The organism is Vibrio sp. DNB22_10_4, assembly GCF_052879755.1.
On the sequence record NZ_JBNNXW010000005.1, the window covers coordinates 92,487 to 116,341 of the forward strand.

19 protein-coding genes are annotated in these 23,855 nt (G+C 47.3%); 15 read left to right on the forward strand and 4 right to left on the reverse strand.

The window, feature by feature from the left end; genetic code table 11:
* Nucleotides 1-61: 61 nt before the first annotated feature.
* Genes ACVA6Q_RS14345 through ACVA6Q_RS14355 form a run of 3 tightly spaced genes read right to left on the reverse strand, consistent with a single transcriptional unit; the run spans nucleotide 62 to nucleotide 2,978 of the window.
* Nucleotides 62-1,069 (reverse strand): CobW family GTP-binding protein, encoded by a 1,008-nt coding sequence (locus ACVA6Q_RS14345; protein ID WP_446647950.1) that lies wholly within the window; start codon nucleotides 1,067-1,069, stop codon nucleotides 62-64.
* Nucleotides 1,059-1,619: a carbonate dehydratase gene (locus ACVA6Q_RS14350; protein ID WP_446647951.1), complete on the reverse strand. Its 561-nt coding sequence runs from the start codon at nucleotides 1,617-1,619 to the stop codon at nucleotides 1,059-1,061. Before ACVA6Q_RS14350 ends, ACVA6Q_RS14345 begins: the two co-directional genes overlap by 11 nt.
* A 24-nt stretch (nucleotides 1,620-1,643) precedes the next feature.
* Nucleotides 1,644-2,978: a dihydroorotase gene (locus tag ACVA6Q_RS14355; RefSeq protein ID WP_446647952.1), complete on the reverse strand. Its 1,335-nt coding sequence runs from the start codon at nucleotides 2,976-2,978 to the stop codon at nucleotides 1,644-1,646.
* A gap of 174 nt (nucleotides 2,979-3,152) precedes the next feature.
* On the opposite strand from ACVA6Q_RS14355, the gene ACVA6Q_RS14360 reads away from it, so the two are divergent.
* From ACVA6Q_RS14360 to ACVA6Q_RS14430, 15 genes are all read left to right on the forward strand, one after another.
* Entirely contained in the window at nucleotides 3,153-4,004 is an 852-nt protein-coding gene (locus ACVA6Q_RS14360) for a hypothetical protein (RefSeq protein ID WP_446647953.1), read from the forward strand.
* Between the two features lie 99 nt (nucleotides 4,005-4,103).
* On the forward strand, nucleotides 4,104-5,051 hold the full coding sequence (locus tag ACVA6Q_RS14365; protein WP_446647954.1) for a hypothetical protein: 948 nt from the start codon (nucleotides 4,104-4,106) through the stop codon (nucleotides 5,049-5,051).
* A gap of 104 nt (nucleotides 5,052-5,155) precedes the next feature.
* Nucleotides 5,156-6,157: a 5'/3'-nucleotidase SurE gene (locus ACVA6Q_RS14370; protein ID WP_418641612.1), complete on the forward strand. Its 1,002-nt coding sequence runs from the start codon at nucleotides 5,156-5,158 to the stop codon at nucleotides 6,155-6,157.
* 9 nt (nucleotides 6,158-6,166) lie between these two features.
* Nucleotides 6,167-6,802 (forward strand): hypothetical protein, encoded by a 636-nt coding sequence (locus ACVA6Q_RS14375; protein ID WP_353498261.1) that lies wholly within the window; start codon nucleotides 6,167-6,169, stop codon nucleotides 6,800-6,802.
* A 209-nt stretch (nucleotides 6,803-7,011) separates the two neighbouring features.
* Nucleotides 7,012-8,316 carry an MATE family efflux transporter gene (locus ACVA6Q_RS14380; protein ID WP_446647955.1) on the forward strand — a complete coding sequence of 435 codons (1,305 nt, stop codon included), beginning with the start codon at nucleotides 7,012-7,014 and terminating at the stop codon, nucleotides 8,314-8,316.
* 202 nt (nucleotides 8,317-8,518) lie between these two features.
* Nucleotides 8,519-9,274 carry an ATP-binding cassette domain-containing protein gene (locus ACVA6Q_RS14385; protein WP_446647956.1) on the forward strand — a complete coding sequence of 252 codons (756 nt, stop codon included), beginning with the start codon at nucleotides 8,519-8,521 and terminating at the stop codon, nucleotides 9,272-9,274.
* Nucleotides 9,274-10,128 carry an ABC transporter ATP-binding protein gene (locus ACVA6Q_RS14390; protein ID WP_446647957.1) on the forward strand — a complete coding sequence of 285 codons (855 nt, stop codon included), beginning with the start codon at nucleotides 9,274-9,276 and terminating at the stop codon, nucleotides 10,126-10,128. Before ACVA6Q_RS14385 ends, ACVA6Q_RS14390 begins: the two co-directional genes overlap by 1 nt.
* A 12-nt stretch (nucleotides 10,129-10,140) precedes the next feature.
* A complete protein-coding gene (locus tag ACVA6Q_RS14395; RefSeq protein WP_446647958.1) occupies nucleotides 10,141-11,646 on the forward strand; it encodes an ABC transporter substrate-binding protein in 1,506 nt (501 codons plus the stop codon).
* A gap of 5 nt (nucleotides 11,647-11,651) precedes the next feature.
* Nucleotides 11,652-13,388: an ABC transporter permease subunit gene (locus ACVA6Q_RS14400; RefSeq protein WP_446647959.1), complete on the forward strand. Its 1,737-nt coding sequence runs from the start codon at nucleotides 11,652-11,654 to the stop codon at nucleotides 13,386-13,388.
* A 112-nt stretch (nucleotides 13,389-13,500) separates the two neighbouring features.
* Nucleotides 13,501-13,755 carry a hypothetical protein gene (locus tag ACVA6Q_RS14405; protein ID WP_353498255.1) on the forward strand — a complete coding sequence of 85 codons (255 nt, stop codon included), beginning with the start codon at nucleotides 13,501-13,503 and terminating at the stop codon, nucleotides 13,753-13,755.
* Nucleotides 13,756-13,995: 240 nt separating this feature from the next.
* A complete protein-coding gene (locus tag ACVA6Q_RS14410; protein WP_446647960.1) occupies nucleotides 13,996-16,131 on the forward strand; it encodes a chemotaxis protein CheW in 2,136 nt (711 codons plus the stop codon).
* A 147-nt stretch (nucleotides 16,132-16,278) separates the two neighbouring features.
* Nucleotides 16,279-16,791 carry a chemotaxis protein CheW gene (locus ACVA6Q_RS14415; protein WP_353498253.1) on the forward strand — a complete coding sequence of 171 codons (513 nt, stop codon included), beginning with the start codon at nucleotides 16,279-16,281 and terminating at the stop codon, nucleotides 16,789-16,791.
* Between the two features lie 10 nt (nucleotides 16,792-16,801).
* The gene (locus tag ACVA6Q_RS14420) at nucleotides 16,802-19,630 is read left to right on the forward strand and encodes a methyl-accepting chemotaxis protein (RefSeq protein WP_446647961.1); all 2,829 of its coding nucleotides are present in this window, start codon (nucleotides 16,802-16,804) and stop codon (nucleotides 19,628-19,630) included.
* Nucleotides 19,630-20,454: a CheR family methyltransferase gene (locus ACVA6Q_RS14425; RefSeq protein ID WP_446647962.1), complete on the forward strand. Its 825-nt coding sequence runs from the start codon at nucleotides 19,630-19,632 to the stop codon at nucleotides 20,452-20,454. The genes ACVA6Q_RS14420 and ACVA6Q_RS14425 overlap by 1 nt, the downstream gene beginning before the upstream one ends.
* Before the next feature lie 5 nt (nucleotides 20,455-20,459).
* On the forward strand, nucleotides 20,460-21,545 hold the full coding sequence (locus tag ACVA6Q_RS14430; RefSeq protein WP_446647963.1) for a protein-glutamate methylesterase/protein-glutamine glutaminase: 1,086 nt from the start codon (nucleotides 20,460-20,462) through the stop codon (nucleotides 21,543-21,545).
* 71 nt (nucleotides 21,546-21,616) lie between these two features.
* Here ACVA6Q_RS14430 and ACVA6Q_RS14435 read toward each other — a convergent pair whose 3' ends face one another.
* Nucleotides 21,617-23,665 carry a di-heme-cytochrome C peroxidase gene (locus tag ACVA6Q_RS14435; RefSeq protein ID WP_446647964.1) on the reverse strand — a complete coding sequence of 683 codons (2,049 nt, stop codon included), beginning with the start codon at nucleotides 23,663-23,665 and terminating at the stop codon, nucleotides 21,617-21,619.
* Nucleotides 23,666-23,855: the final 190 nt, after the last annotated feature.

Below are 23,855 nucleotides of genomic sequence, written 5' to 3' on the forward strand. Positions count from 1 at the left end.
AAAGGCGGGACTAAAGTCCCGCCTTTTTACTTAAGTACAGAGTGATTGAGATATAAGACTGCTAAACACTGGTGACACAAGCAAGGAGTCGCTGTTCGATGCTCTCATCAAGCTTATGAGCAATGAGCTCAATTCGACTTTCGGCACAATCATCCAGCTCCATTTCGGTTATCCCGTCTGATGTCAGGTTGTAACCAAAAATCCCCATATTGGTGATAAACACCGCCTTCATACGCTCGACATCCAAGTCTAAGAGCAGCAGCGCTAGTTTTTGGCGGTCAAAGACTTTGTCTGGTGCAAATCGCCAGCCAACACTCTTAAATCCTTCCCCTTCATTCTCTGCCTTGATCAGACCGCTCTCCGGCATCGGCAATTCAGACGCAAGCGGTTTTGAAGAATGATGATGGTGGTGATGATGGTGATGCTGATCGTTCGCGAGTGTTGCTCCTTCAAAGGCCGAAAACGGAATATTGCCATGTTCTGCAAATATCAGTTGAGCCTCAGGATGGCCTACCTTCTCTACATAGTTTTTCAGTGATTGCTTCTCGTCGGCTTGGTACAAGTCAATTTTGCTACCTACGACGATATCCGCAATGGCTATTTGCTGATTGAATGTTGCGTGGTCTGTGTAGCGCGTATCAGAAAGCTTTCTAGCATCAACCAACGTCAGTGTCTTTTGCAGCGATAAGACTTTTCGGTAATGTTCAGAGGACAGCACTTCGAGTACTTCTTTTGGGTGCCCAAGCCCTGTCGGCTCAATAAGTAAACGATCAGGTTTGGCCTCGTGCAATAGCTGGTTAAGCGCAATTTGCATTGGAAGTCCCGCTGCACAGCACATACAGCCGCCAGGCACTTCGCGAATAAAGACCTGCTCGGCCTCACCAGATTGTCCTTGTACTAAGCTGCCATCGACACCAATCTCTCCAAACTCATTCACAAGGACAGCCCAGCGCTCATCTGCAGGTTTATTCTTGAGTAGATGTAAGATTGCCGATGTTTTGCCGACACCAAGAAAGCCGGTGATGATGTTCGTTGGTACGCTTTCAATAACCGTGCTCTCAGAGCTCATTTGCGATTCTCCTATAACCTTGCACTAACGTGTGGTTCGCTGACACAACAGACTCTGAAAAAGCGGAGTACTTTGGTGGTACTTTTGAAATGCTGTTGAGATCAAAGTCAGCGCCAATGTTCGTCATTGGCGGAACATGGAAGTCGTTAGGCAAGTCTAGCCCATCAATAACGCAGTTGTGGCGAATGACGCAGCCTTTACCAATCACGGTATCAAATACGACGGAGTTGAAGCCGATAAACACATCATCTTGCACCTCACAAGGACCATGAATGATTGAGCGGTGAGCAATGGAAGAACGTTCACCAATCGTCACGGCCGCTCCTACCTTAGAGTGGATCACCACACCATCTTGAATATTGGTATCGCGTTTGATGGTGATGGGTTCCATATCACCCTCATCATTCACTTCATCCGCTCGAATCACTGCATAAGGACCGATAAACACATTGTCCTCTATGACAACTTTCCCACAGATGATCGCGGTAGGATCAACAAAGGCATTTTCGGATACGACAGGCATATGACCAGTTGGGTTTTTTCTTAACATTTTGGTGCCTCTACAACTTCAGGATTAGCGGCTAAACGACAGCGGCATAGCATTGGAATCTACGAGCAGTGGTTGGGTGTCGTCAAATACTATTTGACCATTTACCCAGGTACGCTTAATGCGAGATGCGAAAGAGTGCCCAGCAAAGGGTGACCAGCCACAATGGTAGAAGCTGTTTTCGTGTGTCACTGGTGTGACTGAATCACAATCAATCAAGACAAGGTCAGCATAGTAACCTTCACGAATAAACCCTCGGTTCTCGACTCCGTAGCGAATGGCAGGGTTATGCGCCGTCTTTTCGACCACGTCACTCACACTCAATCGACCGTAATGGACGTGATCCATAAGTGTAAGCAGTGCGTGCTGCACCAATGGCAAACCCGCTGGTGCTTTGTCGTATTCAACTTGCTTCTCTTCAAACGTATGTGGGGCATGGTCAGTCGCAATAATATCGATTTGACCCGCCTTAATCGCTTCAATAATCGCATCACGATCACTTTGATATTTGACCGCTGGATTACACTTAATGAGGTTACCCTTCTCCGCATAGTCTAGATTGGTAAACCACAAATGATGCACACAAGCCTCAGCGGTAATGTTCTTCCCGGCAACAGGACCAGCCTCAAACAAGCTCAACTCTTTTTCTGTCGTGATATGCAGAACATGCAGCTGACTTTGATGTTTCTTCGCCAGATCGACCGCATAAGATGAAGAGGCATAACATGCTTTGTCATCACGCAGTAAAGGATGATCGTCAATGGTGAATTCAGAGTGAGTCTTAAGCAAACGAGCTTTGTTCTCAGCGATCACTGCGCCACTTTCACAGTGCGTTACGATCAATACAGGAGAATCACGAAAAATCTTGTCTAACGCTTCCGGATGCTCCACTAAGAGATCACCTGTTGATGCCCCCATAAAGACTTTCACGCCGCAGTGTTTGCTAGGATCCAGTCTTTTGATTTGCTCCAAATTATCTTCTGTCGCACCAAGATAGAAGGCATAGTTGGCGGCAGAATTTTTTGCAGCGATAGCGTATTTCTGCTCAAGCGCTTCAATGGTTGTAGTCGAAGGGCTAACGTTGGGCATCTCCATATAACTTGTTATACCACCAGCGACTGCAGCCAATGACTCCGTTGCAATCGAGCCTTTATGAGTGAGCCCTGGCTCTCTAAAATGTACCTGGTCATCAATCATGCCAGGCATCAAGTAGGCCCCTTTTGCGTCAATCACTAGCTCGTTAGGCAGAGCACTAAGATTTGGCGCTACCTGCTCGATGCGTTGTCCTTTAATACGCACGTCCGTCTCTCGAACTTCGCCTTCGTTGACGACTTTTGCGTTGATGATTAGCGTTGATGACATGGGGTTACTTAATCTCCTTAGTAAGTTCTATTTATCTCACTCGAGATAATTTAGGGTAATGTTATAACATAACATTTTTGCTGCGCAATCTTTACTAAAGGAGAGTTAGCACTACCCTAGTCACTCAAGCGTAACATTGGTCGCGTACGATTCTTTGATTATCAAGGAAGGACTATGCTCAACAACTCCCGTTTTATAATGGTGCTATGGACAGCCCTAATCGCATTATCATCGATTGGCGTTTTGCTGGTCATGCCATATTCACTTGTGACAAGCGCACCACTTAATCTCAATCAACTCAGCTGTAATGTCATCAAGCCAATAGGCGACCAAACGTTTCGCATCTACACACCGTCAGACTGGCAAGCCAACGAACTGACGACTTTTTTTTGCGAATCTGTGCTTGTAGGCAGCGACTATGCTCATGTAGAACTATCTTGGAAACCACGCGAGAATATTTCCTCTGACGACATCCTCTCTCAGCAGTTTGATATGTTATTTAGTCGACCGCGAGTACTAAACGGCTTGCTACCTGATCATGAAACATTTTATCAGCAAGGTTTAATTCTCCCCCCATACACCGTCTATCTATACGCTCATATCCCCATCAATAGATTGTCGGCGACCACCTTATACAAAAGAAACATAGGTCTTCTCGATGATAAGCGCAGCCAGTCTGGATTTTTGATTCCGGAAGTAGAACTCAGAAAACGCGGCGTCACATTAGATAACACCAACACACACTGGTTTCATCACCGCAATGATCTTATCAACGCGTTCACCTCAAAGAGCGTCGATTTTATCCCAGCGATCGGTATTGAGCCTGAACTTACGGGATGGCCTGAAGGACAACGTATCGAATTGAAGACCATCCCTTCAGCGGGCAGTTGGTACATTTCCAACGCGGTTCCTAACTCCATCAAATGTGCTGCTAGCGTATCCCTACTCGCGAAGATGAGGCAATCAAAGCCAATGCACCAGCTGTTAGATAACACCCACATCAACATTGATACCTGCACTCAATAAAAAGAAGACCTAAAGATCATGTCCTTTGCCTCCGTCTCCCAAAAGCAAAAAACGCTAATACTATCGACTTGTCTCGGCGTAGCTGTTTTGGGTGCTTTGATGTACCTATATGACTACGCGTTACATTTTGCTATCCAAACCTTGCTTGCTCAGCATTTACCAGTTGCTCTAAATGATGCGCTTGTTAACAGCTACGACGTCACACAGCTGTTAGTGCATTCTGAATCCGTATTGAAGCGTTGGATTGAGTCTTTTCGTTTATTTTCAGTGTTTGGTTCGCCTATTATTAGCAACATCGAAATTTTAGAGATATCTCTAACTGCAGCCACGTCGCAATATTCGGCGGATCTTCTCTTTAAACTGGGGGATGAGCATTACGCTTTGAACTGGATAATCTCCTCAACAATCTCAAACCTATCTTTATCCATAATGATTGCTATCAGCGCACTGTGTGCAGCTAGTACCTATTGCGTTTTGCATTCATCAGCAACCACGCGCACCAAACTAGATCCTGTTACATCGGGGCATGAATATGATGTCGAGTTGGAGCCATTGCCAAGCCAAAAAGATTCGCTCTCGATAGAGACTGCAGCCGACAGTCAGTCTGAACCCAGTAACACGCAATCGGTGCCTACTTCGGTACTAACCATCAACTTGCTCGAACGGTCAATCAGTCTTGATGGCCACACCCTGCAGATGCCCAAAACACCTTTTTTCTATTACTACTGGTATGTAAAAAGAAGCATCGACGACCTTCCTGCCTACATCAATCCTTCAATCTCAAAGCCCGATATTGAAAAGGGTCGAGAACTGGCGCAAATCATGCGCTGTTTTGGTGGGCATGCCAGAGCAATTAATGAGCTTGAGCTACACGGATTAAAAGCTAAAACGCTCGATCAAAACCGAAACAAAATTAAAGATGAGATGTTGGCGTACTTTGGTGAATTAGCGAATCCCTATCTGTTCCAAAAGAGCCGAGACCCAAAGACAGGTCGCTATCAACATCAACTAAGCCAAGATATTTTTATCATAAAAACAGACAGTTAAACTTAGAGACATCTCTAACCACTAAGCAATCTCGTTTTAACATAACCGTCATCAATCCCCTCTAGCTTAACTATCAACTTTTCAAGCACATAAAGGGAAATACTATGAACACCAAGTTTGCTGCGTTGACATTGGCAATCGGTTTAGGGATCAGTGCTCAAGCAAACGCACTGAATATTGTTTTGACTAACGATGACAGCTGGTCAACGACCAATATTCAGACTCTTCATACGACACTTAAAGCCGCGGGACACGACGTGATTATGTCCGCGCCATGCACGGGACAAAGTGGCAAAGGTGGAGCTATCCACTTTATGAAAGAAGTATCGGTTGACCGAACTCAACTCGACAAAGACCAAGTTTGTGTGGGTGATACTGACACAACCGTCGCTTTCGAAGACTACACAGAAGGCACACCAACAATGGCTGCGCTGTATGGTATCGATGTCTACGCTATGGAGCGTTGGGGCAAGCAACCTGACCTCGTTATCTCTGGCCCTAATGAAGGCAACAACGTGGGTTACTCAACCAACATGTCGGGTACGCTTGGTGCAACTAATGCCTCTATTGCACGTGGCATCCCTGCGATTGCTGTAAGCGCTTACGATGGCGAAGCCAGCAAAGCACAAGACGTTGCAAACATCGTTGTTGAGCTTCTTGATCAACTTGTTGAAAAGACAGCAGACGGCGCACCACTATTGCCTAAGTTCACTGGTCTTAACGTTAACATTCCTGAAGATCCAGCGAATCATCGCGGATTCAAACACACCCAAGTGGGTTGGAACGCAGGCCACGACAACATGATCGTCAAGTTCACCGACGACCTAGCCTCAAGCGAGATGTTTATGGGTTACGTCGCAATAGAAATGATGAAACATGACCCAAGTCTGACGATGGACGAAGCCATGGCTATCGCCAGAAGCATATATAAAGACAAAGCAGGCATCAGCATGGATTCTGACGCGAACTACGCTGATCAGTCAGAAAACAGTGAAGGCATTGCTGTTGGCCAAGGATATGTCACCATCAGTGCGATTCAAGCTAACGTTCAAGGTTCTGTAGCTAAATCAGAGTGGGTTCGCTACAAGCTAAACGAACTGTTTTAAGGAGTCGGCATGAAAAAGCTATTACTACTGAGTGCTGCGACCGCGGTTTTAGCAGGCTGTAATGACAGTTCAGATTCAAGCTCTGCAATGAGCCAAGGTGACTTTGTTTCTACCTACCAGGGTCAATACGTAGGTAGCCAACTGATAGATTCAGAGCCAATGCACTTGGGGCTTACTGTCAACGAAGGCGCATTTTACCTGACCGTGACCGACGCTAATGAATCATCAACCGTCTACACCGGCGACTACAGTGAACAGTCTGGTAAGCTAAGCTTCAATCAAGGTGAGATCCAATGTGAGTTAAACGGTGTATATCACTGTGAATCGGGATCAGATAGTGTTGAGTTACGAACTCACGCTCCAACTGATTGGATCGCTATTGAAGAGCTAAGTGGCACATACCGCAATTCAGAAGAGTCTAGGCTCACAATTGTGCAATCTGGTGAGCAGATTTATGTTGAGCTAGCGAATTGCATGCAAGCCGGCCAGAAAATGGGTGCCAACGAGGTCAAATTTGAAGCTGGTTTTTGTTTTGACCAAGAGGTATTAGTCATGATTGAACCTCAGACGCTTGAAACGGATGGCGACACACTCAAAGTAACCTCATCCAACCCACTTTTAGGCGGCTACTGGTTTAAAGGTTAGTCGCCCCCCTAACATACTGAGTACCATCGCAAATACCGTCTCAGGTCGACATCTGGGGCGGTATTCTCTTTGCTGGCTTTCTAACCTTTCAATCAATATCCACAATTCTTTTGGTGACACTGCTCACGGAACCGACTATCATCCTCTAACGCAAATCATTCTCATTGCCATCAATAAGTGCTATCGCTGGCCACTCGCTACTATCTATTATGACTATCTCTCACAAAGACTATTACAAGATTGCCCTGCCCTTTATTATCTCTACCGTCACTCAGCCACTGCTTGGCGCGGTAGACACTGCCGTCATCGGCCAGTTAGGCATTGCTGAGCTTATTGCCGGCGTTGCCGTCGGTACGGTAATTATGAATACCTTGTATTGGTTGTTTGGCTTCTTTCGCGTCAGCACGACGGGTCAAAGTGCGATGGCTCTTGGAAGAGGTGATCAAAGTCTTCTGGCAAGCAGCCTGATGAGACCGTTTGTACTCGCAGCCTCAGTTGGCCTGGTGTTTATTGTCCTGCAATCTTTGCTCTGGCAAGGTGCTCTCTGGATTATTGAACCCGAAGCCGATGTGGCGCAGCAAGCTGAGATCTACTTTTCTATTCTTATCTTTGGCGCCCCGTTTGTCCTGCTCAACTACACGGTGATCGGTTGGTTGATGGGTCAAGCGAAAGCGAAAGAAACACTTTATACCCAAGTCTTTGGCAACGTTCTTAATATCGTGCTTGATGCTGTATTTGTATTGTATTTTGACCTTGGCGTCGCCGGGGTTGCCTATGCAAGTTTAATCGCTCAAATAGTGATGTTTGCCATCGGTATGAGTTTGGTTCTGAGAACTTCAGGGGTATCACTGTCATCGCTCATGTCAGCGTCAAAGATGAGCAAAAGCGATCTTGCGACCATCGTCTCATCAAATACAGATCTACTGCTGCGCACGATTTGCTTGCTCACCTTCTTCAACATGATGGCACGAACGGGCGCTCAGCTTGGTACCGACACTCTCGCGACTAACGCCATCCTGATGCAGATAACCTTTATCGTCAGCTACCTTTTTGACGGCGTGGCGAATGCATCGAGTGTCTTCGCAGGAAAAGCAGTCGGTGAGAAAAATCCATCCATGCTTGATCGCGTTTTGAGGCTCAACTTTCAATGGACTGCTGGCTCAATTATTCTGCTCACACTCGTCATCGCTCTATTTCAGACTCAATGGGTTTACCTATTTACAAGCCTAGAGACCATCGTCGACTTGTATCAGGAAATGACGCCATGGCTACTAATGTTCCCTCTAGTGGCAGGTTTCGGCTTGACCGTGTACGGCATCTTTACGGGTACAGGAACGACAAGGCCTGTCAGAGACTCAAGTATCGCGACACTAATTGTGTTTCTTGTCGTGCAAGCACTTAGCGTGGATTTATGGGGAAATCATGGACTTTGGCTCGCCTTTACCCTGTTCTATTGTGGTCGTATTGCTTTCTTGTATCCGTTCATAGCTCAAGTCAAAAAGAAGTGTATATAGGTAGAGACAGACAACGCTATCCATACACTAAAAAAATAACTAAAACACATTGATAAAAGCGCTCATTAAGAGCGCTTTTAAATTAGTCATTTGAGCTAATTAATATCGATAAGATACAAAATTGGCGCTCTTTCACACTTCTCAGTGAACGAGGGGAATGATACCATTGTTACGTTATAACATAAGCTATCAGAGCCATTCCGTGACCCCCTCAATCCTTACTGTCAATCAGCTTTCAATCCAGTCAAAAGAACGTGTCTTGTTTCAAGATATTCAATTCGACATCAACGCGGGAGAAATGCTTGCAGTAATGGGACCATCTGGTATCGGTAAGTCAATGTTGGCAAGGGCAATTGCTGGCTTTACTCCAGACTCGATGTCGGTTTCAGGCGATATCTTCTTAGCGGGTACCAACGTCAGTAATGTATCCCTGATAGAGCGAGCACCAGAGCAGCGACCAGCGTTTATTTTTCAAGATGCTCTGCAGGCTTTGAACCCTCTAGTGGCGGTCGAGGCTCAGCTGACACTGGCACATACAGGTTGGCGTACCAAGCCTAAAGCAGAAGAGCGAAGCTCTATCGTCGCGCTACTTAAGCGACTTGGCTTTTCTGATCCTTCAGCAATCCTCAAGCTATACCCAAGCCAGTTATCCGGTGGGCAGAGACAACGAATCTGCATCGCGATCGGACTGCTAAGTAAAGCGTCTCTGTTAATTGCAGACGAACCAACCAGTGCGCTTGATCCGGTTACTGAACAAGAGATCCTAACTCTAATCCGCGAAAGTGTTCGAAATGCCAACATGGCAGGTATCCTGATCACTCACGATCTCCAAAGTGCATTAGAGTGCGACAAAATGGTGGTTATTGATGAAGGCCGAGTTATCGCTTACGGCGAACCCCGCCACGCACTTGAATGTAGTTCACATGATTTTTGCAAATCTTTAAGGGGATTGATCTGATGCAAGCCATTTCTTCTCAGCAAACCTTTCGAGCAGAAAGCGCAGAAGCATCAGGCGTGCTGTTTGAGCATGTGGGCGTGCATCATTACTCAGTGCCTAGGTGGTTGGGCGGTAAGCCTTTTAGAGCACTAGATCAGGTATCTCTAAAGATTACTGAGCGTAGCGTTGCGATTGTCGGCCCTTCTGGTGCGGGCAAGTCCACTATGATTGAGCTCTTGTTTGGCTTACGCGTGCCGCAAGAAGGTCGCGTCACGGTGTTGGGACACACTCTGCCTATCGCCTCTAGCAATGAGCGGCTTGCGCTTTGTAAGCAGATCCAGCTGATCCCGCAGGAGCCACATACTAGCCTCAACCCGTATTACACCGTTGCCCAAGTGTTGACTGAACCGCTAGAGAGCCTAGGTATTGAGGGCAACCATCAGCAAAAAGCCCAGAGAGCACTGGAAGAGGTTGGGCTCCGTCCTGAGCTATTAACCCTAACACCAAGCCAACTCTCTACAGGTCAAGCGCAGCGCGTAGCGATTGCCAGAGCACTCATCGTTGAGCCTGAGTTACTGGTTGCCGATGAACCTACCAGCAGCCTTGACCCGGTTAACCGTCAGCGTCTTATTGATTTGCTGAACACGCTCAAGCAACAACGAGCGCTTAAACTCATTTTAGTCACGCATGATCTCGGCGCAGCCAACGCGTTGTGCGATGACATTGTGGTCTTAGACCAAGGGCAAGTCGTGGAGCATGATTATGCAACTCGCATTATGAACTCCCCGAAACACCCAACAACTAAGGCGTTAATCCACGCCCAATCGCTGACTTCAGCGGCCAATAAACATAACACTAACTCACAAACACAATAGAGAACACTCACCATGCGTTTCCATTCCATTAAACTAGCATGTGCGCTTGCTTTAGTTTTGCCATTGACAGGCTGTTTTGATTCTAAAGAAGAAGCTCAAAATACAGCAACCGACACAGCGGTAAAATCAGAGATTCGTGTTGCTATGATGCAGCCGCCGCGCACTGGCCTATCGCCACTTTCAGACGATGCTTTCAAACTCTCTCGCTGGAGCACGGCGGAAACGCTTATCAACCTAACGCCGAAATCAGAAGCAGAGCCAATGCTCGCTACGGCATGGGAACAAGTTGATCCATTGACTTGGCACTTTACCATTCGTGAAGGCGTTAAATTCCACGACGGTTCAATGCTGGACGCTAATACTGTCGTAAACTCACTTCAAAAGGCACTCGATGCCGCGCCAAAGCCGCGTATTCTTGATGGCATCGACCTTGAAGTGACCGCATTGGATGCAAGCCACGTTGAGATCAAAACGACCTTCAACGATCCACTGCTCCCAAGCCGACTATCCAGCCCTCAGTTGGCGATTCTTGCTACCAGCGCATATCAAGATAACGGCCGCGTCATCCCAACAGGTGCAGGTACTGGTCCATTCGAACTAGTAGAAATCAACGGCACCACCAGCGCAAAACTAGAGCGCTTCGATGGCTACTGGGGTGAGAAAGCTAAGATTGAAACCGTTATCGCAGAATACGTACCAAACGGCTTTGCTCGCGCAGCAGCACTTCGCACAGGTACAGCTGATGTTGTAGAAGCCGTGCCAGTTTCCCAAATCGCGACACTGGATGAAAACCTGCTCCACGAAGTGGCTATGCCGCGCACCAACACCCTTTACCTCAACAACAAGTCTGAGGTATTTAGTCAGCTTGAGCTGCGTAAGGTAGCCGCAGCAGCAGTTGATCGCGAGCAGATCATTCGTACCGTTTACGAAAACCATGCTGATATCGCAGAAGGCCTGCTGGGGCCTGCACTGGCTTGGGCTGCACCTATTCGTTCAGAAGCGGCTCCCCTAGAAAAAGGTAAAAAAGCCAACGGCGAGAAAATCGTTATCGGCACCTTTACTGACCGGGCTGAGCTACCAGAAGTTGCGGCACTTCTGAAGCAGCAATTAGAAGCAGCAGGCTTCCAGGTTGAGCTTGATATCCGTGAATACGCACAAATTGAAAACGATGCACTGTCCGGCAAGTTTGATGCGTTCATCCTGTCACGTGCGACCGTACTAGATTCGGGTGACCCAGTGGCATACATGCAGAGCGACTTCGGCTGTGAAGGCTCATTCAACCTAGGTCAATTCTGTTCAGAGACCGTAGATGAAGCACTGACTCACGCAGACCTTCAGCCTCTTGGTGAACAGCGTCAAAAGGCGATCATTGCTGCTGAGCAAAAAATTCTTGCTGAGTTCGCTGCGATCCCACTACTGCACGAGCGTGTGGTTCAAGGTGAAAGTGAGCGTGTAACGGATGCGGTTCGCGATCCAAGCGAGCGTCGTCTAATCAACGCACAAACCAAGGTTAACTAAACCCAATGATGCCTGCTGGTGCCCATAGACTATCGTTAAACGCAATCGCCCCATGGCTATCGCGTTTGGCGTCACTTATTGCCGTTGTTATCCTTGTCGGTTTAATGCCGGATATTGCCGGCATCGACCCAAGCCAATCTATCCTTCGAGCACGTGCTGGTCAGCAACATATGCTGACGCCTGAAGCACTTGCGGCGGTTAGAGAGGATCTTCAACTCGATCGTTCTGCCACAGAAAGGCTAATTGATTGGTTGGGTGATGCCCTTCAGGGCGACTTAGGTGTGTCTTGGATAGATGGCACATCAGTGTCAGATGGCATTCAGCAGACATTGTCTACCTCACTTTTCCTAATGTCACTCGCACTCGGGCTGACATTTTTTCTGTGCGGACTTGGTTTACTGCATACGCTCTATCGATGGAAGGCCAACAAACTCGCTCAAACTCACAACAGTTTGAGTACGGTACTGATATCGCTGCCAGAGTATGTCATCGCCTCGGTACTAATACTGGTTTTCTCCATCTGGCTGGGTCTATTTCCACCTTATGGTTGGCAGAGCTGGCAAGATATCTGGCTGCCAAGCCTCGCTCTGGCATTGCCTGCCAGTGGTTTGTTTAGCCGACTCCTCAGAGACAGCTTGCAACGCGTTCTTAACGAGCCTTGGGTCATTACTTGGCTAAGCGCGAATGTGAGCCCAAACCAAATCCTAAGATTTGCGGTAAAACGCGCCATTAGCAGCCTCATTCCTCAGATTTCGATGATCATGATAGGTCTAACTGGCGGCGCGGTAGCGGTAGAACAGATTTTTTCGATTCCAGGTATTGGCCGACTCATTCTTGGCGCAGCTAAGGCGCAAGATTTACCGATGCTACAAGGTGGCCTTTTAGTACTGCTCTTGATCTCAATCTTTATTAGTAGTGTCGGGTTACTTATTCAACAATGGATTCTTGGGCAGAGTTTAAAAAGTGGCAAATTGATCAGCAGCCACACAACATTTTCGTTTACTTCGAGTAAGGGCAAACGCCTCACAGCCTACTCTATTTTTGCCGTTCTATTTCTGGTTGTCTTTTGGTCGCTAATTCGTGATCCATATACTAGCCAATACGTTAGATTGGCAGCACCAAGCCTTGAAGCGCCGCTCGGCGCCGACGGTATCGGCCGAGACTTAATGGCTCGCATTGGTGCAGGCATGCTATCGACATTCAAAGAAGGTTTTATCGCGACCTTACTCAGCTTATTTGTTGGCATCATCTTGGGTTTCAACACCAGAATAAGCCAAGGTCTTATCGAGATTACTAAGGGCGTCCCTTACATTATTGCCGGTCTGTTGGTTGCGGGTTTAACCGGGATGCACCCGAGTAGCGCAATGATCGCCATCGTCTTTGTTTCTTGGGCACCGCTCGCTGCACATTGCTCAAGCCTAATTGCGGAGGCCAAAGCCCAGCCCTATACCCACTTAGCCCCAATCTGGGGAACGGGTCGCGTCAAGGTGCTAAGGCATTACATTCTGCCTTACGTTATGCCTCCACTACTAAGGCACGCATTACTAAGATTACCAGTGATTACCTTAAGCCTGACCGCGCTGAGCTTTATTGGTCTGGGTGCCAAGCCACCTTCCCCAGAGTGGGGCTTGATGATTGCCGAGAACTTACCCTATATCGAGCGAGCACCAATGGGTGTGATAGGCCCCATAGCGGGGCTTGTTATGATGGGTGTTGCAATCAATTTGTTGTTTGATGATTAAGCTGTCCATGATCCGAATCAAGGTAAAACGCGTGCAACAAGATTAACATCTCGCAACACGAAATTTTGAGATCATTAAGATCTAACATCGCTCTCAATATAAAAGCCTAATAATGAACAATAACAACACTCACCTTACCCTCGAAATGATCGACGGTGCGATCGCTAAAGTCGAATCAGCAAACCACGTTTCCCTAGAAGGTTTGAAAACGCTTCTCAGCCTGCAGCCGGAGCAAACTGTGGAAATGTTTGGAGCGATGCGTGCTCTTGAGTCAATCGACGATAGATATAAGCAGTTGATGACCAAGTATCCGCAGCTACTGGACAATGCCCAGCACGTTTTGGAAACCTCCATTCTGCTTGGATAAGTTGACCAAAATATAGATTCAGCGCGCCACACTCTCTTAGTTGGCGCGCTCAATTACCTGCATTCCGCCGCTATAACTCGCGCAACTCCAACACCCTCGCCTACCCCTTGATAATGAACGCAATTGAACATATCCCTATTGCCAACCATACTGATATGTAACCTTTTTCCTTTTCGCTGAAGACTGTTCTTCATTATTTGGAACGCTCACAGACTCTCAGAATGCAGGAAGCAATGTGCGATGTCGGAATCTAACCAACAATTCGAACTCATTTTCTTTGAAGAAATGGCTGAACATCTTGAAGAGATGGAATCCCTATTACTTGAAATGAACCAAAATGATGACGAGCCTGACTTGGCAGATAAGCTTGACGCTATTTTTCGAGCAGTTCACTCGATAAAAGGCGGCTCTGGCATTTTTGGTTTTGACGATATTACTCACGTCAGCCACGTTCTCGAGAGCTTGCTCGATAAGATGCGCAATCATCAAATTACCCTCACCCAAGCCGTTGTCGATGCGCTACTTAATGCCCGTGACTTACTCGACGTACTCAAAGGCTCATATCAAGCCGATCACGACTCAGCGTCATTCAAATCGCAAATCGATACGCTGTGTGATGAGCTGCAGCGCGCAACAGTGTCACCAGATTCTCCACCAACAAATTCAGAGGCCGCCCCTTTCTCTACCAGCGCACCCTTGTCCGCGGCGGAGAAATCAACCATCAAAATCCTGTTGGTTGAGGACAGTAAGGTGATACAAAAAGTCGCCAGTTTCACTTTAAACAAGATTGGTTTTAGTTCAGTAGAGGTTGCAGAGAATGGCAAGCATGCACTAGAAATCTTAGAGGCCTCGCAAGACGAACCTTTCCAACTGATTCTCCTCGATTGCCAAATGCCGGTGATGGATGGATATCAAGCAACTGAAAAGATACGACAAGGCGCGGCGGGAGAGAGTCACAAGAGCGTCACCATTATCGCCATGACCGCAATGACAGGAGATGAAGAGCAGCAAAGGTGTATAGAAACGGGAATGGATGATTACCTGTTAAAGCCAATGAAAGCCGAGCTAGTAGAGAAAAAAATAAACCAGTGGCGCGGCAAAATACTCCCCAATTCTGAGCCAGCACCGCCCTCTAGCCCCATATCACAGCCGAAAAAAGCCGACAGTAGTCAACGCGCGATCCCAGCGACCAAGTCTCTGGAGTCGGCCTCAATTCGAGTGAGCACGCAAAAAGTTGACCTGCTTATCAACCAAGTGGGTGAGCTCATCATCACTCAATCTATGTTGCAAAAACTCACCTTCGATTTAGGGCTAAACAGCAACGAACTGCTTGCCGGTAGACTCAACCAGCTAGAGGCGAATACCAGAGATCTTCAAGCCACCGTCATGTCGGTACGCATGATGCCCATCGGCACCGTTTTTGGTCGTTTTCCACGTATCGTACGAGATCTTTCCCACGCCCTGAAAAAAGAGATTCAGCTCAGCATCGAGGGTGAGCAAACACAGCTCGACAAAGGACTGCTCGAAATGTTGGTCGATCCGCTCACCCACTTGGTTCGCAATAGTATTGACCATGGTATCGAGGCGCCAGAGCAAAGAGCGAAACTCAACAAAGCCTCCCACGGCACGATCACATTGTCTGCGGTGTATCGCGGAGGTGACGTCATTGTTCATGTCGATGATGACGGTGCAGGCATCGATCCACAAAAAATCCTCACCAAAGCCAAAAATAACGGGCTGACACTGCCTCAAAACATGAGCGAGCAGGACATATTTCAATTGATCTTTTCTGCCGGTTTCTCAACAGCAGAACAAGTTACCGAAGTCTCTGGTCGAGGTGTGGGTATGGACGTAGTCAAACGTAATATCGCGAGTATGGGAGGCACAGTAGAAATAAGTTCTACTCTTGGAATCGGAACCAGAATGTCGATCCGACTGCCGCTTACCCTTGCCATACTCGAAGGAATGTCGATCAGTGTCGGTGAGCATGTCTACATCATTCCATTGTCTAATATTGTTGAATCGCTGCAACCAAAACAGCACGACCTCAAAAAACTCAACAGCGGCGAGACCATGATAAAAGTACACGATGACTACATCCCAGTGCTTCGATTGCATAACTTCTTCAATCTAGACACCGAGATCACCGACCTTAGCGATGGCATTATGGTGCTACTCGAACACGGCAGCAAAACCATTGCTTTATTTGTTGATAGCTTGCTTGGACAGCAACAAGTGGTGGTCAAAAACCTAGAAAACAACTTTCGCAAAATCCCTTGTGTTTCCGGAGCCACCATCATGGGAGATGGGCGAGTCTCGCTGATCTTAGATGTCGCCGATTTGGTTCGCCAGCCCGATACCTTGCACTGCAAATAACCGCTATCAACAAGTTAACTTGGTATAAGCCAACTATTTCCTAGACTATTTTCAACTCTATCAGTTTATTGCTCATAATGTGCTCTCCTTAAGAGTGACATTAACCCAATGCAACGGATAACCACTTTGGAAATAGGAGCGAAAATAGTGAACAGCGCCTCCGACAACGACAGCCAATCCGACGCAAAAGGCTACTTAACCTTTTGGCTTGGTGAAGAATATTACGGCATCGATATTCTCACGGTTCAAGAGATCATTACTTACAGTCAAGTGACTGCCATCGCCAACATGCCACCCTACATCAAAGGGGTCATGAACCTTCGTGGTGTGGTGATACCCATTGTAGATATGCGGCTCAAGTTTCAGCTAGAAGATGTACGCTATCACGACATGACCGTCGTCATTATTCTCAATATTGGTGAGCGTATCGTTGGCATTGTGGTCGATAGCGTCGCCGATGTGGTTGCCATCGATGCCAACGACATACAGCCCGCCCCCGACTTTGCTGGCGCCCTTGATACCAAATACATTCAAGGGCTCGCTTCGCAAAGCGAGCTCATGCTTATTCTAATTCACATCCAAAAACTGATGACCAGCCGTGACATGGCACTGTTCGAACAACTCGATAGTGACGCTTCGCTTGTCCACGACAATCAGTAAGGTTATGCCCATGAGTAACAATGACCAAGAATACCTTATCAAAGAGAACGAGATACTGGTGTCAACCACGGACATGTCTGGGCGCATTACCTTTGCCGATGACAATTTTGTCCGCGTCAGCGGTTTCTCCAAAGAAGAGTTAATCGGAAGTCCGCACAACATTGTTCGCCATCCAGAAATGCCGAAAGAAGTGTTTGAAGATCTCTGGCGCGAAATCAAAGCCGGCAACTGCTGGTCTGGGATCCTCAAAAACAAACAAAAAAATGGCGGCTTCTACTGGGTAAAATCCGATGTCACACCCCTGTATAAAGACGGGAATCAACTTGGTTTCATGTCGGTTCGCTCCATGCCCGATAAAGCCGAACTCGATAATGTCAAAGCGCAATATGCGAAGTTCAAAGACGGCGAACAAGATGACCACACCATACAAAGTGGTAAGGTGGTAAAAAAACATCGAACAAACCCGCTGCGTGCACTCACCATTAAACAACGCCTGTTTGGCTTAGTGGCCATGGCCACTGTCGCCCTGCTTACTGTCCTCGGTATTGGCATACACAGCTCGTACACTGAAAAAGAAGCTGTCGAGCATCTTTACAATAATCATATCGAGTCCTACAGCCGACTGCACAGCATAGACAAACTCTGGATAGAGAATCGTTTATTGTTGCAATCTCTACTGCTACCCAACAGCTTCGACTATCACGTCACCGCAGGGCAACAGCTCAAGCAAAACACGACCGAGTTAGAGCAACTCAGCGCAGCACTGATCAATAAGTTTGATACCGAACACGCCTCCACCATCGAAAAGTATCGAGTCATCGCCAACCAAAGCACTCAGCTTGCAACCACGACTCTGCCTGAAATTTATAGCATACTGATGTCAAGCGATGCCAGCCTTCACGACAGTGAACTGTTTAGAACTCGCGTTTCTGTCGCCATTTCAGAAATCACCAGCTACGAAGACAATCTCGGCGCTTTGATTGGCGAGAACCGAGTTCAATCTGCCGAAATCTACGATCAAAGTAAGCAGGTGTTCTGGTTTGAAGTCGCCTTAGCCTCGGCTATCACTCTGCTGTTTATCGGCATCTACTTGGTGTTTGCGTATCTGTTTAGCCACGACATCAATCGTCGACTCAAAGATATCCGACGTTACTTTAAACGACTAGTCAAACAAGACTATCTGTTTGACATTGATGTCAAAAGCAACGACGAAATCGGCCAAGTTCTCCAGTCACTCAAAGTCATGAAAGTTCAATTAGCCTATAGCATGGAAAGCGTACGCCAAAAAGCAGTCTCGGCGACGCGAATCAAAATCGCGTTAGACAACGTGAGTACCAACATGATGATTGAAGACAGTGACCACACCATTATCTACGTCAATCCAGCCATCGAAGGTATGTTTGAGCAAGCCCAGCAAGAATTCCAAACCTTAGCTCCTGATTTTGATGCCACAAAGCTTGTGGGATCCAAAATCAAAGATCTAAATATTCCTGGGCTCTGCCCTCCACCCCACCAGCTCAGCCCTGCGAGTGGATTCGAGCAAGAGCCACATTCAGCCAATAAAGAGCAGGTGCAGGAAGTGGATATCAACGGCCGCATTTTTCGCATCGTCAGTAATCCTGTTATCGACGCAGCAGGCCAGCAAATTGGTTATGTGACCGAATGGTCAGATCGCACCACAGAGATCGCGGTCGAGAAAGAAATTGAGCACGTGATCGCCTCAGCCGTTGATGGAGACTTCACAAAACGCATGGCGCTTGATGGCAAGAACCCATTTTTCACCATGCTGTGTGGCAACATGAATCGCCTGCTAGAGATAAGCGAAGTGAGTTTGGCTGACATTGTTTCCGTGCTGTCTGCGTTAGCCAAAGGCGATCTCACCGCACAAATTGGCGCCGATTACTCCGGTGCTTTTGGCGAGCTTAAAACCAGCTCGAACCTTACTGTCAGTAAGCTCAAAGAGATGATTCAACATATAAAAATCTCGGCAGATACCATCAATACTGCGACCAAAGAAATTGCCATTGGTAACATCGATCTCGCACAGCGCACAGAAAAGCAAGCGCGCAGCCTAGAAGTGACCTCATCCAGCATGGAAGAGCTGACGATTACCGTAAAACAAAACTCCGAGCACTCTAAACAAGCCAACTTACTTGCGAAACAAACCTCCGACAATGCACGTAAGGGCGGCGAAGTGGTTAAGCAGGTGGTTGATAACATGTCAGAAATCCATACCAGCTCACGAGAGATCATGAACATTATCTCCGTCATCGACAGCATTGCTTTTCAGACCAATATTCTCGCTCTCAATGCCGCCGTCGAGGCCGCTCGAGCAGGAGAGCAAGGACGTGGGTTTGCTGTTGTTGCTACCGAAGTTCGTAACTTAGCGCAGCGCTCTGCTGCAGCGGCCAAAGAAGTAGAGAGCCTGATTAACTCCTCAGTGAATAAGATTGAGACCGGTTCGAAACTGGCCTCACAAGCCGGTGATTCTATTTCTGGTGTGGTTAATTCCATTCAAGATGTGGCGCAGCTGATAGAAGAGATCACCCAAGCCTCAGTTGAGCAAAGCACGGGGATCGATCAGGTGACGCAAGCGATACTGGAAGTTGATGATGTGACCCAGCAAAACTCTGCTTTGGTGGAAGAAGGCTCAGCAGCTGCAAGCTCACTCGAAGAACAGGTGGCTAACTTAGCACTCTATGTCTCGGTGTTTGATACCGGAGATCAAAATGTCAGTGACATTGGAGAGGTGCAACTTCCGACTCAGGAGAGCCATTTAAGACCCGTCAGTCCACGCTTACTTTCAAATAGTGACAATGAGGACTGGGCTGAGTTTTGATGATTGTACATACTCATTTTGAATATACCGATGACGACTTTGCTGCGATCGCCTCCCTTATCTACAAAAGAGTGGGCATTGACCTTCACAGCAACAAAAAAAAACTGGTCTACAATCGGCTAGTCGGAAGATTAAGAGCACATCAACTGAGCCGTTTTGCTCAGTATATTGCCTTACTTAACGACCAGTACCACGTTGAGTGGGAGTACTTTGTCAACGCGCTCACCACCAACTTGACCTATTTTTTCCGCGAACCTTATCACTTCACGCTCCTCAAGCAGCATGTTCGCGACCATTATGTTGGCAATAGAGTCATTGAGCCGATTCGGATCTGGTGCAGTGCCTGCTCAACCGGTGAAGAGGCGTATAGCATCGCCATCACCATGGCTGAGGCGTTTGAAAGCTATCAGCCTCCGGTCAAGATACTGGCAACCGATCTCAACACGCAAGTACTCGCGACCGCAAAGCATGGACGCTATACATTGGAGCAATTAGGCAGCGCGAGTGAGGAGCAAAAAAAACGCTTCTTTCACTTTAATAAAGCGGCGAAAATGTACGAAGTAAAGCCAGAGATACAAGCGTTGGTGCACTTTAAGCGACTGAATCTTATGGATCATCAATGGCCAATGCAAAAGCAGTTTCACACCATTTTTTGTCGTAACGTACTGATCTATTTCAACAGAGAGACCCAGCACTCGATCCTGACCAAGTTCGCGAATTATTTGCCGAAAGACGCCTTACTGTTTCTCGGTCACTCTGAAAGCTGCCCTGCGGAGCAAACACCGTTCAAGCTGCTAAAACAAACCGCTTACCGACGAGTATAACAACGATGCTAAAAGTACTGATCACCGATTCTAATAATGGTACCTGCCAACATCTAAAAAGCATCATCAGCAGTCAAACCAACATGACGGTAGTTGGCATCGCCCATGACGCTCACCAAGCCAGAGCGTTGATTAAAGAAGTCGAGCCCGATGTGGTCACACTCGCTATCGAACTCGTTGGCATGAATGGCCTTGCGTTTCTCGGCAAAATTATGACCTTGCGCCCTATGCCAGTTGTCGTCATTTCTCAGCTTTTCTCCAATAACCCATTACTCGCCAAACAAGCCATCAAACTGGGTGCAGCGTCCTACATTCAAAAGCCGGATTTATCTGCGGTGTCATCAAGCCATTTTGATTCCTTCGCCCGAGAGGTGATTAAAAAACTAAGAGAAGCAGAGTCTCAGTTCAAACGCGCGCAGCAAACCATGCTTTCTCAAAGCAGCTCATCACTGCCAAGGCCGGCGTTGCACCAAGAGCCAACCACTCAATCAACGGGGCAAGTTTCACATCGACTCATTGCCATTGGCGCTTCAACCGGTGGAACCGAAGCCATTACCACTCTACTTCGATGCCTACCTGAAAATAGCCCAGGTATTGTTATTGCTCAGCACATGCCTTCAGGCTTTACTGGCTCATTTGCCACACGGCTACAAGGAATATGCACGGTTCATGTACAAGAGGCACGCCATGATGAAGTGATCAAATCTGGCCACGTCTACATTGCACCCGGCGGCTACCATCTGAAAATACAGAAACGCGCAGGCTGTTTTTACACACAACTCAACGATGATGAGCCAGTCAATCTCCATAAACCTTCGGTTGACGTTCTATTTGAGTCCGTCGCTGAGCAAGCCGAAAAAAGGGGCATCGGTATCATTCTTACCGGGATGGGAAAGGATGGCGCGCGCGGCTTATTAAAAATGAAGCAAGCCGGCGCTATGACCTATGCACAAGATGAACAAAGCAGTGTGGTGTACGGCATGCCGAGAGCAGCAAAGAGCTTAGGTGCAGTGTCGAAAGAGCTACCTCTTGAGGATATAGCGGAAGAGCTACTTCAGCTTAACTCTTATACGGTTACTCCTGATGTTTGACCCCTTGGTTCATTCTCATAAAAGCGGCGAACACCTTTCAGTATTCGCCGTTAGCGCTGTTGCCGTTCAGACTACAGCGTCTTCATATACTCCACTAACGCTTGCTTTTCTGCCTCGGTTAATTGAGTACCATAATCATGTCCCCAATTGCTGTTTCCCAGCAAAGTAGTATCAAGCAAGGTTGAGTTTGGTGTTTGCTTATTTATCAAGCCGACATTCACAGGATCAAGCTCCCTGCTACCCACATAGAAACTTTTTAATCGCTCCTCCGACGGTTGTAATAACTCCATCAAACTGAGTACCGAACCATTGTGTAAGTATGGCGCCGTCGCCCAAATACCATTCAGTGGTCTGGCTTTGTAGACCTGCCCTGTCGCTATTTCGGTGTTGACCGACTGTTGTTCAGGATTTTTAAAGAACTCATCAATTTGACGATCGATGTCTTTGGCTAACGTTTTAGCTTCAAGTAATTTAACCAGAAGATTAAACGCCTCGACGCACTTCGACTCGCTCGCTTTGTAGAGATTACATTTGTCATAAAGTTTGATTAACTCGTTGTAGGCAAACGTCAACGAAGCAAATGCTTCTGCATCTTCCTTCAATCGCACATTAAGCGGGACATTGATACCATTGTTCGGCTGAGCCGCGAGTTTCCCTCCCATATACTGCACGAAGGCTGCCAATGCGGCTTCATCAAGCTTGTTGACGGCACTACCGACCACCGAATTCACCAAAGGATCAAGACCTTGTGTGGTATAGCCTATGGTTGGTCCTGCAATAATCGCCTCTTTACGACCTGAAAATTGATCGGCATTTCGTAGGCTCACCATATTCAAGATCTCTTGGGAATCGGTTTGCAGCTCAGAAAGTGGGGTCATGACGGCTTTGTAGTTTTGCCCCTCATCCTCACGAGCCACCACGGTATGACAACTTGCGCACTCTTGCTTATAGAGCGCTTTACCTTTATTGGCTTTATCTGTATCTATCTGGAAGGCTTTCAGGTTCGATTCAACCGGCCATTTTGGTGACCTTAACTGCGCGACGCGCGCCTCCAGTAAACCTAAACCTCTAAAATCGATTGAGTTGCTATAGCCGATACCATGACCGCTTGGATTGATATCGATTTTGCCGTACACACCGAGCACTTCACCGCCATTTCGTATGAGCGCCCCTATGCTCAATGGCCCATTGGGCGCAAATCCTGTCCACTGCACATAGTCCGACTGATGGGTACCCCAAAGAAACGGATAGCTCACAGGTGCGGTTGCCGCTCTTGCGTTGCGAGGATCGTCTGTAAAGACGCTCAGTACTTGATTGAAAATGGCGCCAATCGCATCCAATCGACCATACCCATAGGGCACTTGATGTGCATCCGTGACGTTGATGGTATTGCGATGATTTAGAACGGCTGTCTGAGATTGCAGCGCTTGTTTTAACTCTTGCTTACTATCGGCAGAGGGTTGAGCCTCATCTAACACCTTGCTCGCAAAACGCTCAAACTTGCTATCACTCGCTAACGTTGCTTGAAGTGCAGCGACTAAATCGACATTGAAAGCTTGAAAGTCAGCCAACGTCGGCCCACCATCAATACGCATTCGCATATCTTTATAGGTGACTTCTGTGGTATGACAAGCAGCACAGGTAAAGCCCATCCACTCGTTGCCTTGGCTGTCGACATCTTTCACAAAGCCGACACTCAATCTGTCTGGATTTCTCTTGCTCACGTCACTGGGGAGATAGCCATATTTTTCAATATTTTCTTGGTTACGAAATAGCGTATCTGCACTTGCTTGCTCTAAATACAGGTACCATCGATAGGGCAAAATTTGCGAGCCTTGGCTGGTGTAATAAAACTCTTGCTGAGAGCTTTGCGTCCAACCTTGCTGCAAATTAATAGCACCATTAGGACTGCCCAGTACAGGTTCTGAAAAACTAAGCTCATTGCCTTCCTGATAGGGTATCAAAGAGATCCTCTGCTCTTGTGATAGCTCTTTAATGGTTTTTTCAATCACATTACGTTGCTGCTGAATGACTTCCGATACCTCGGAGCTCCCAGCAAAGCTGTTTACAGACACAAGCGCAATGGATGCTAACAAACTGACATTACTATATTTCATCATTAATCCCTTCCTAGCTGATTTATTGTTTTATGCCGACGGAATTGGCTTGATTGCGGCTGCTAAGGAAGGGTTTTGGAGTTTATAAGAGGGAGCTTTACACTGATAACGAGAGACAATGGTGGCTCGGTTCAATTTAATATTCATGATCTTTCCTTTGATTAACTTTCATTGGGGTTTTGGGTACATCCCA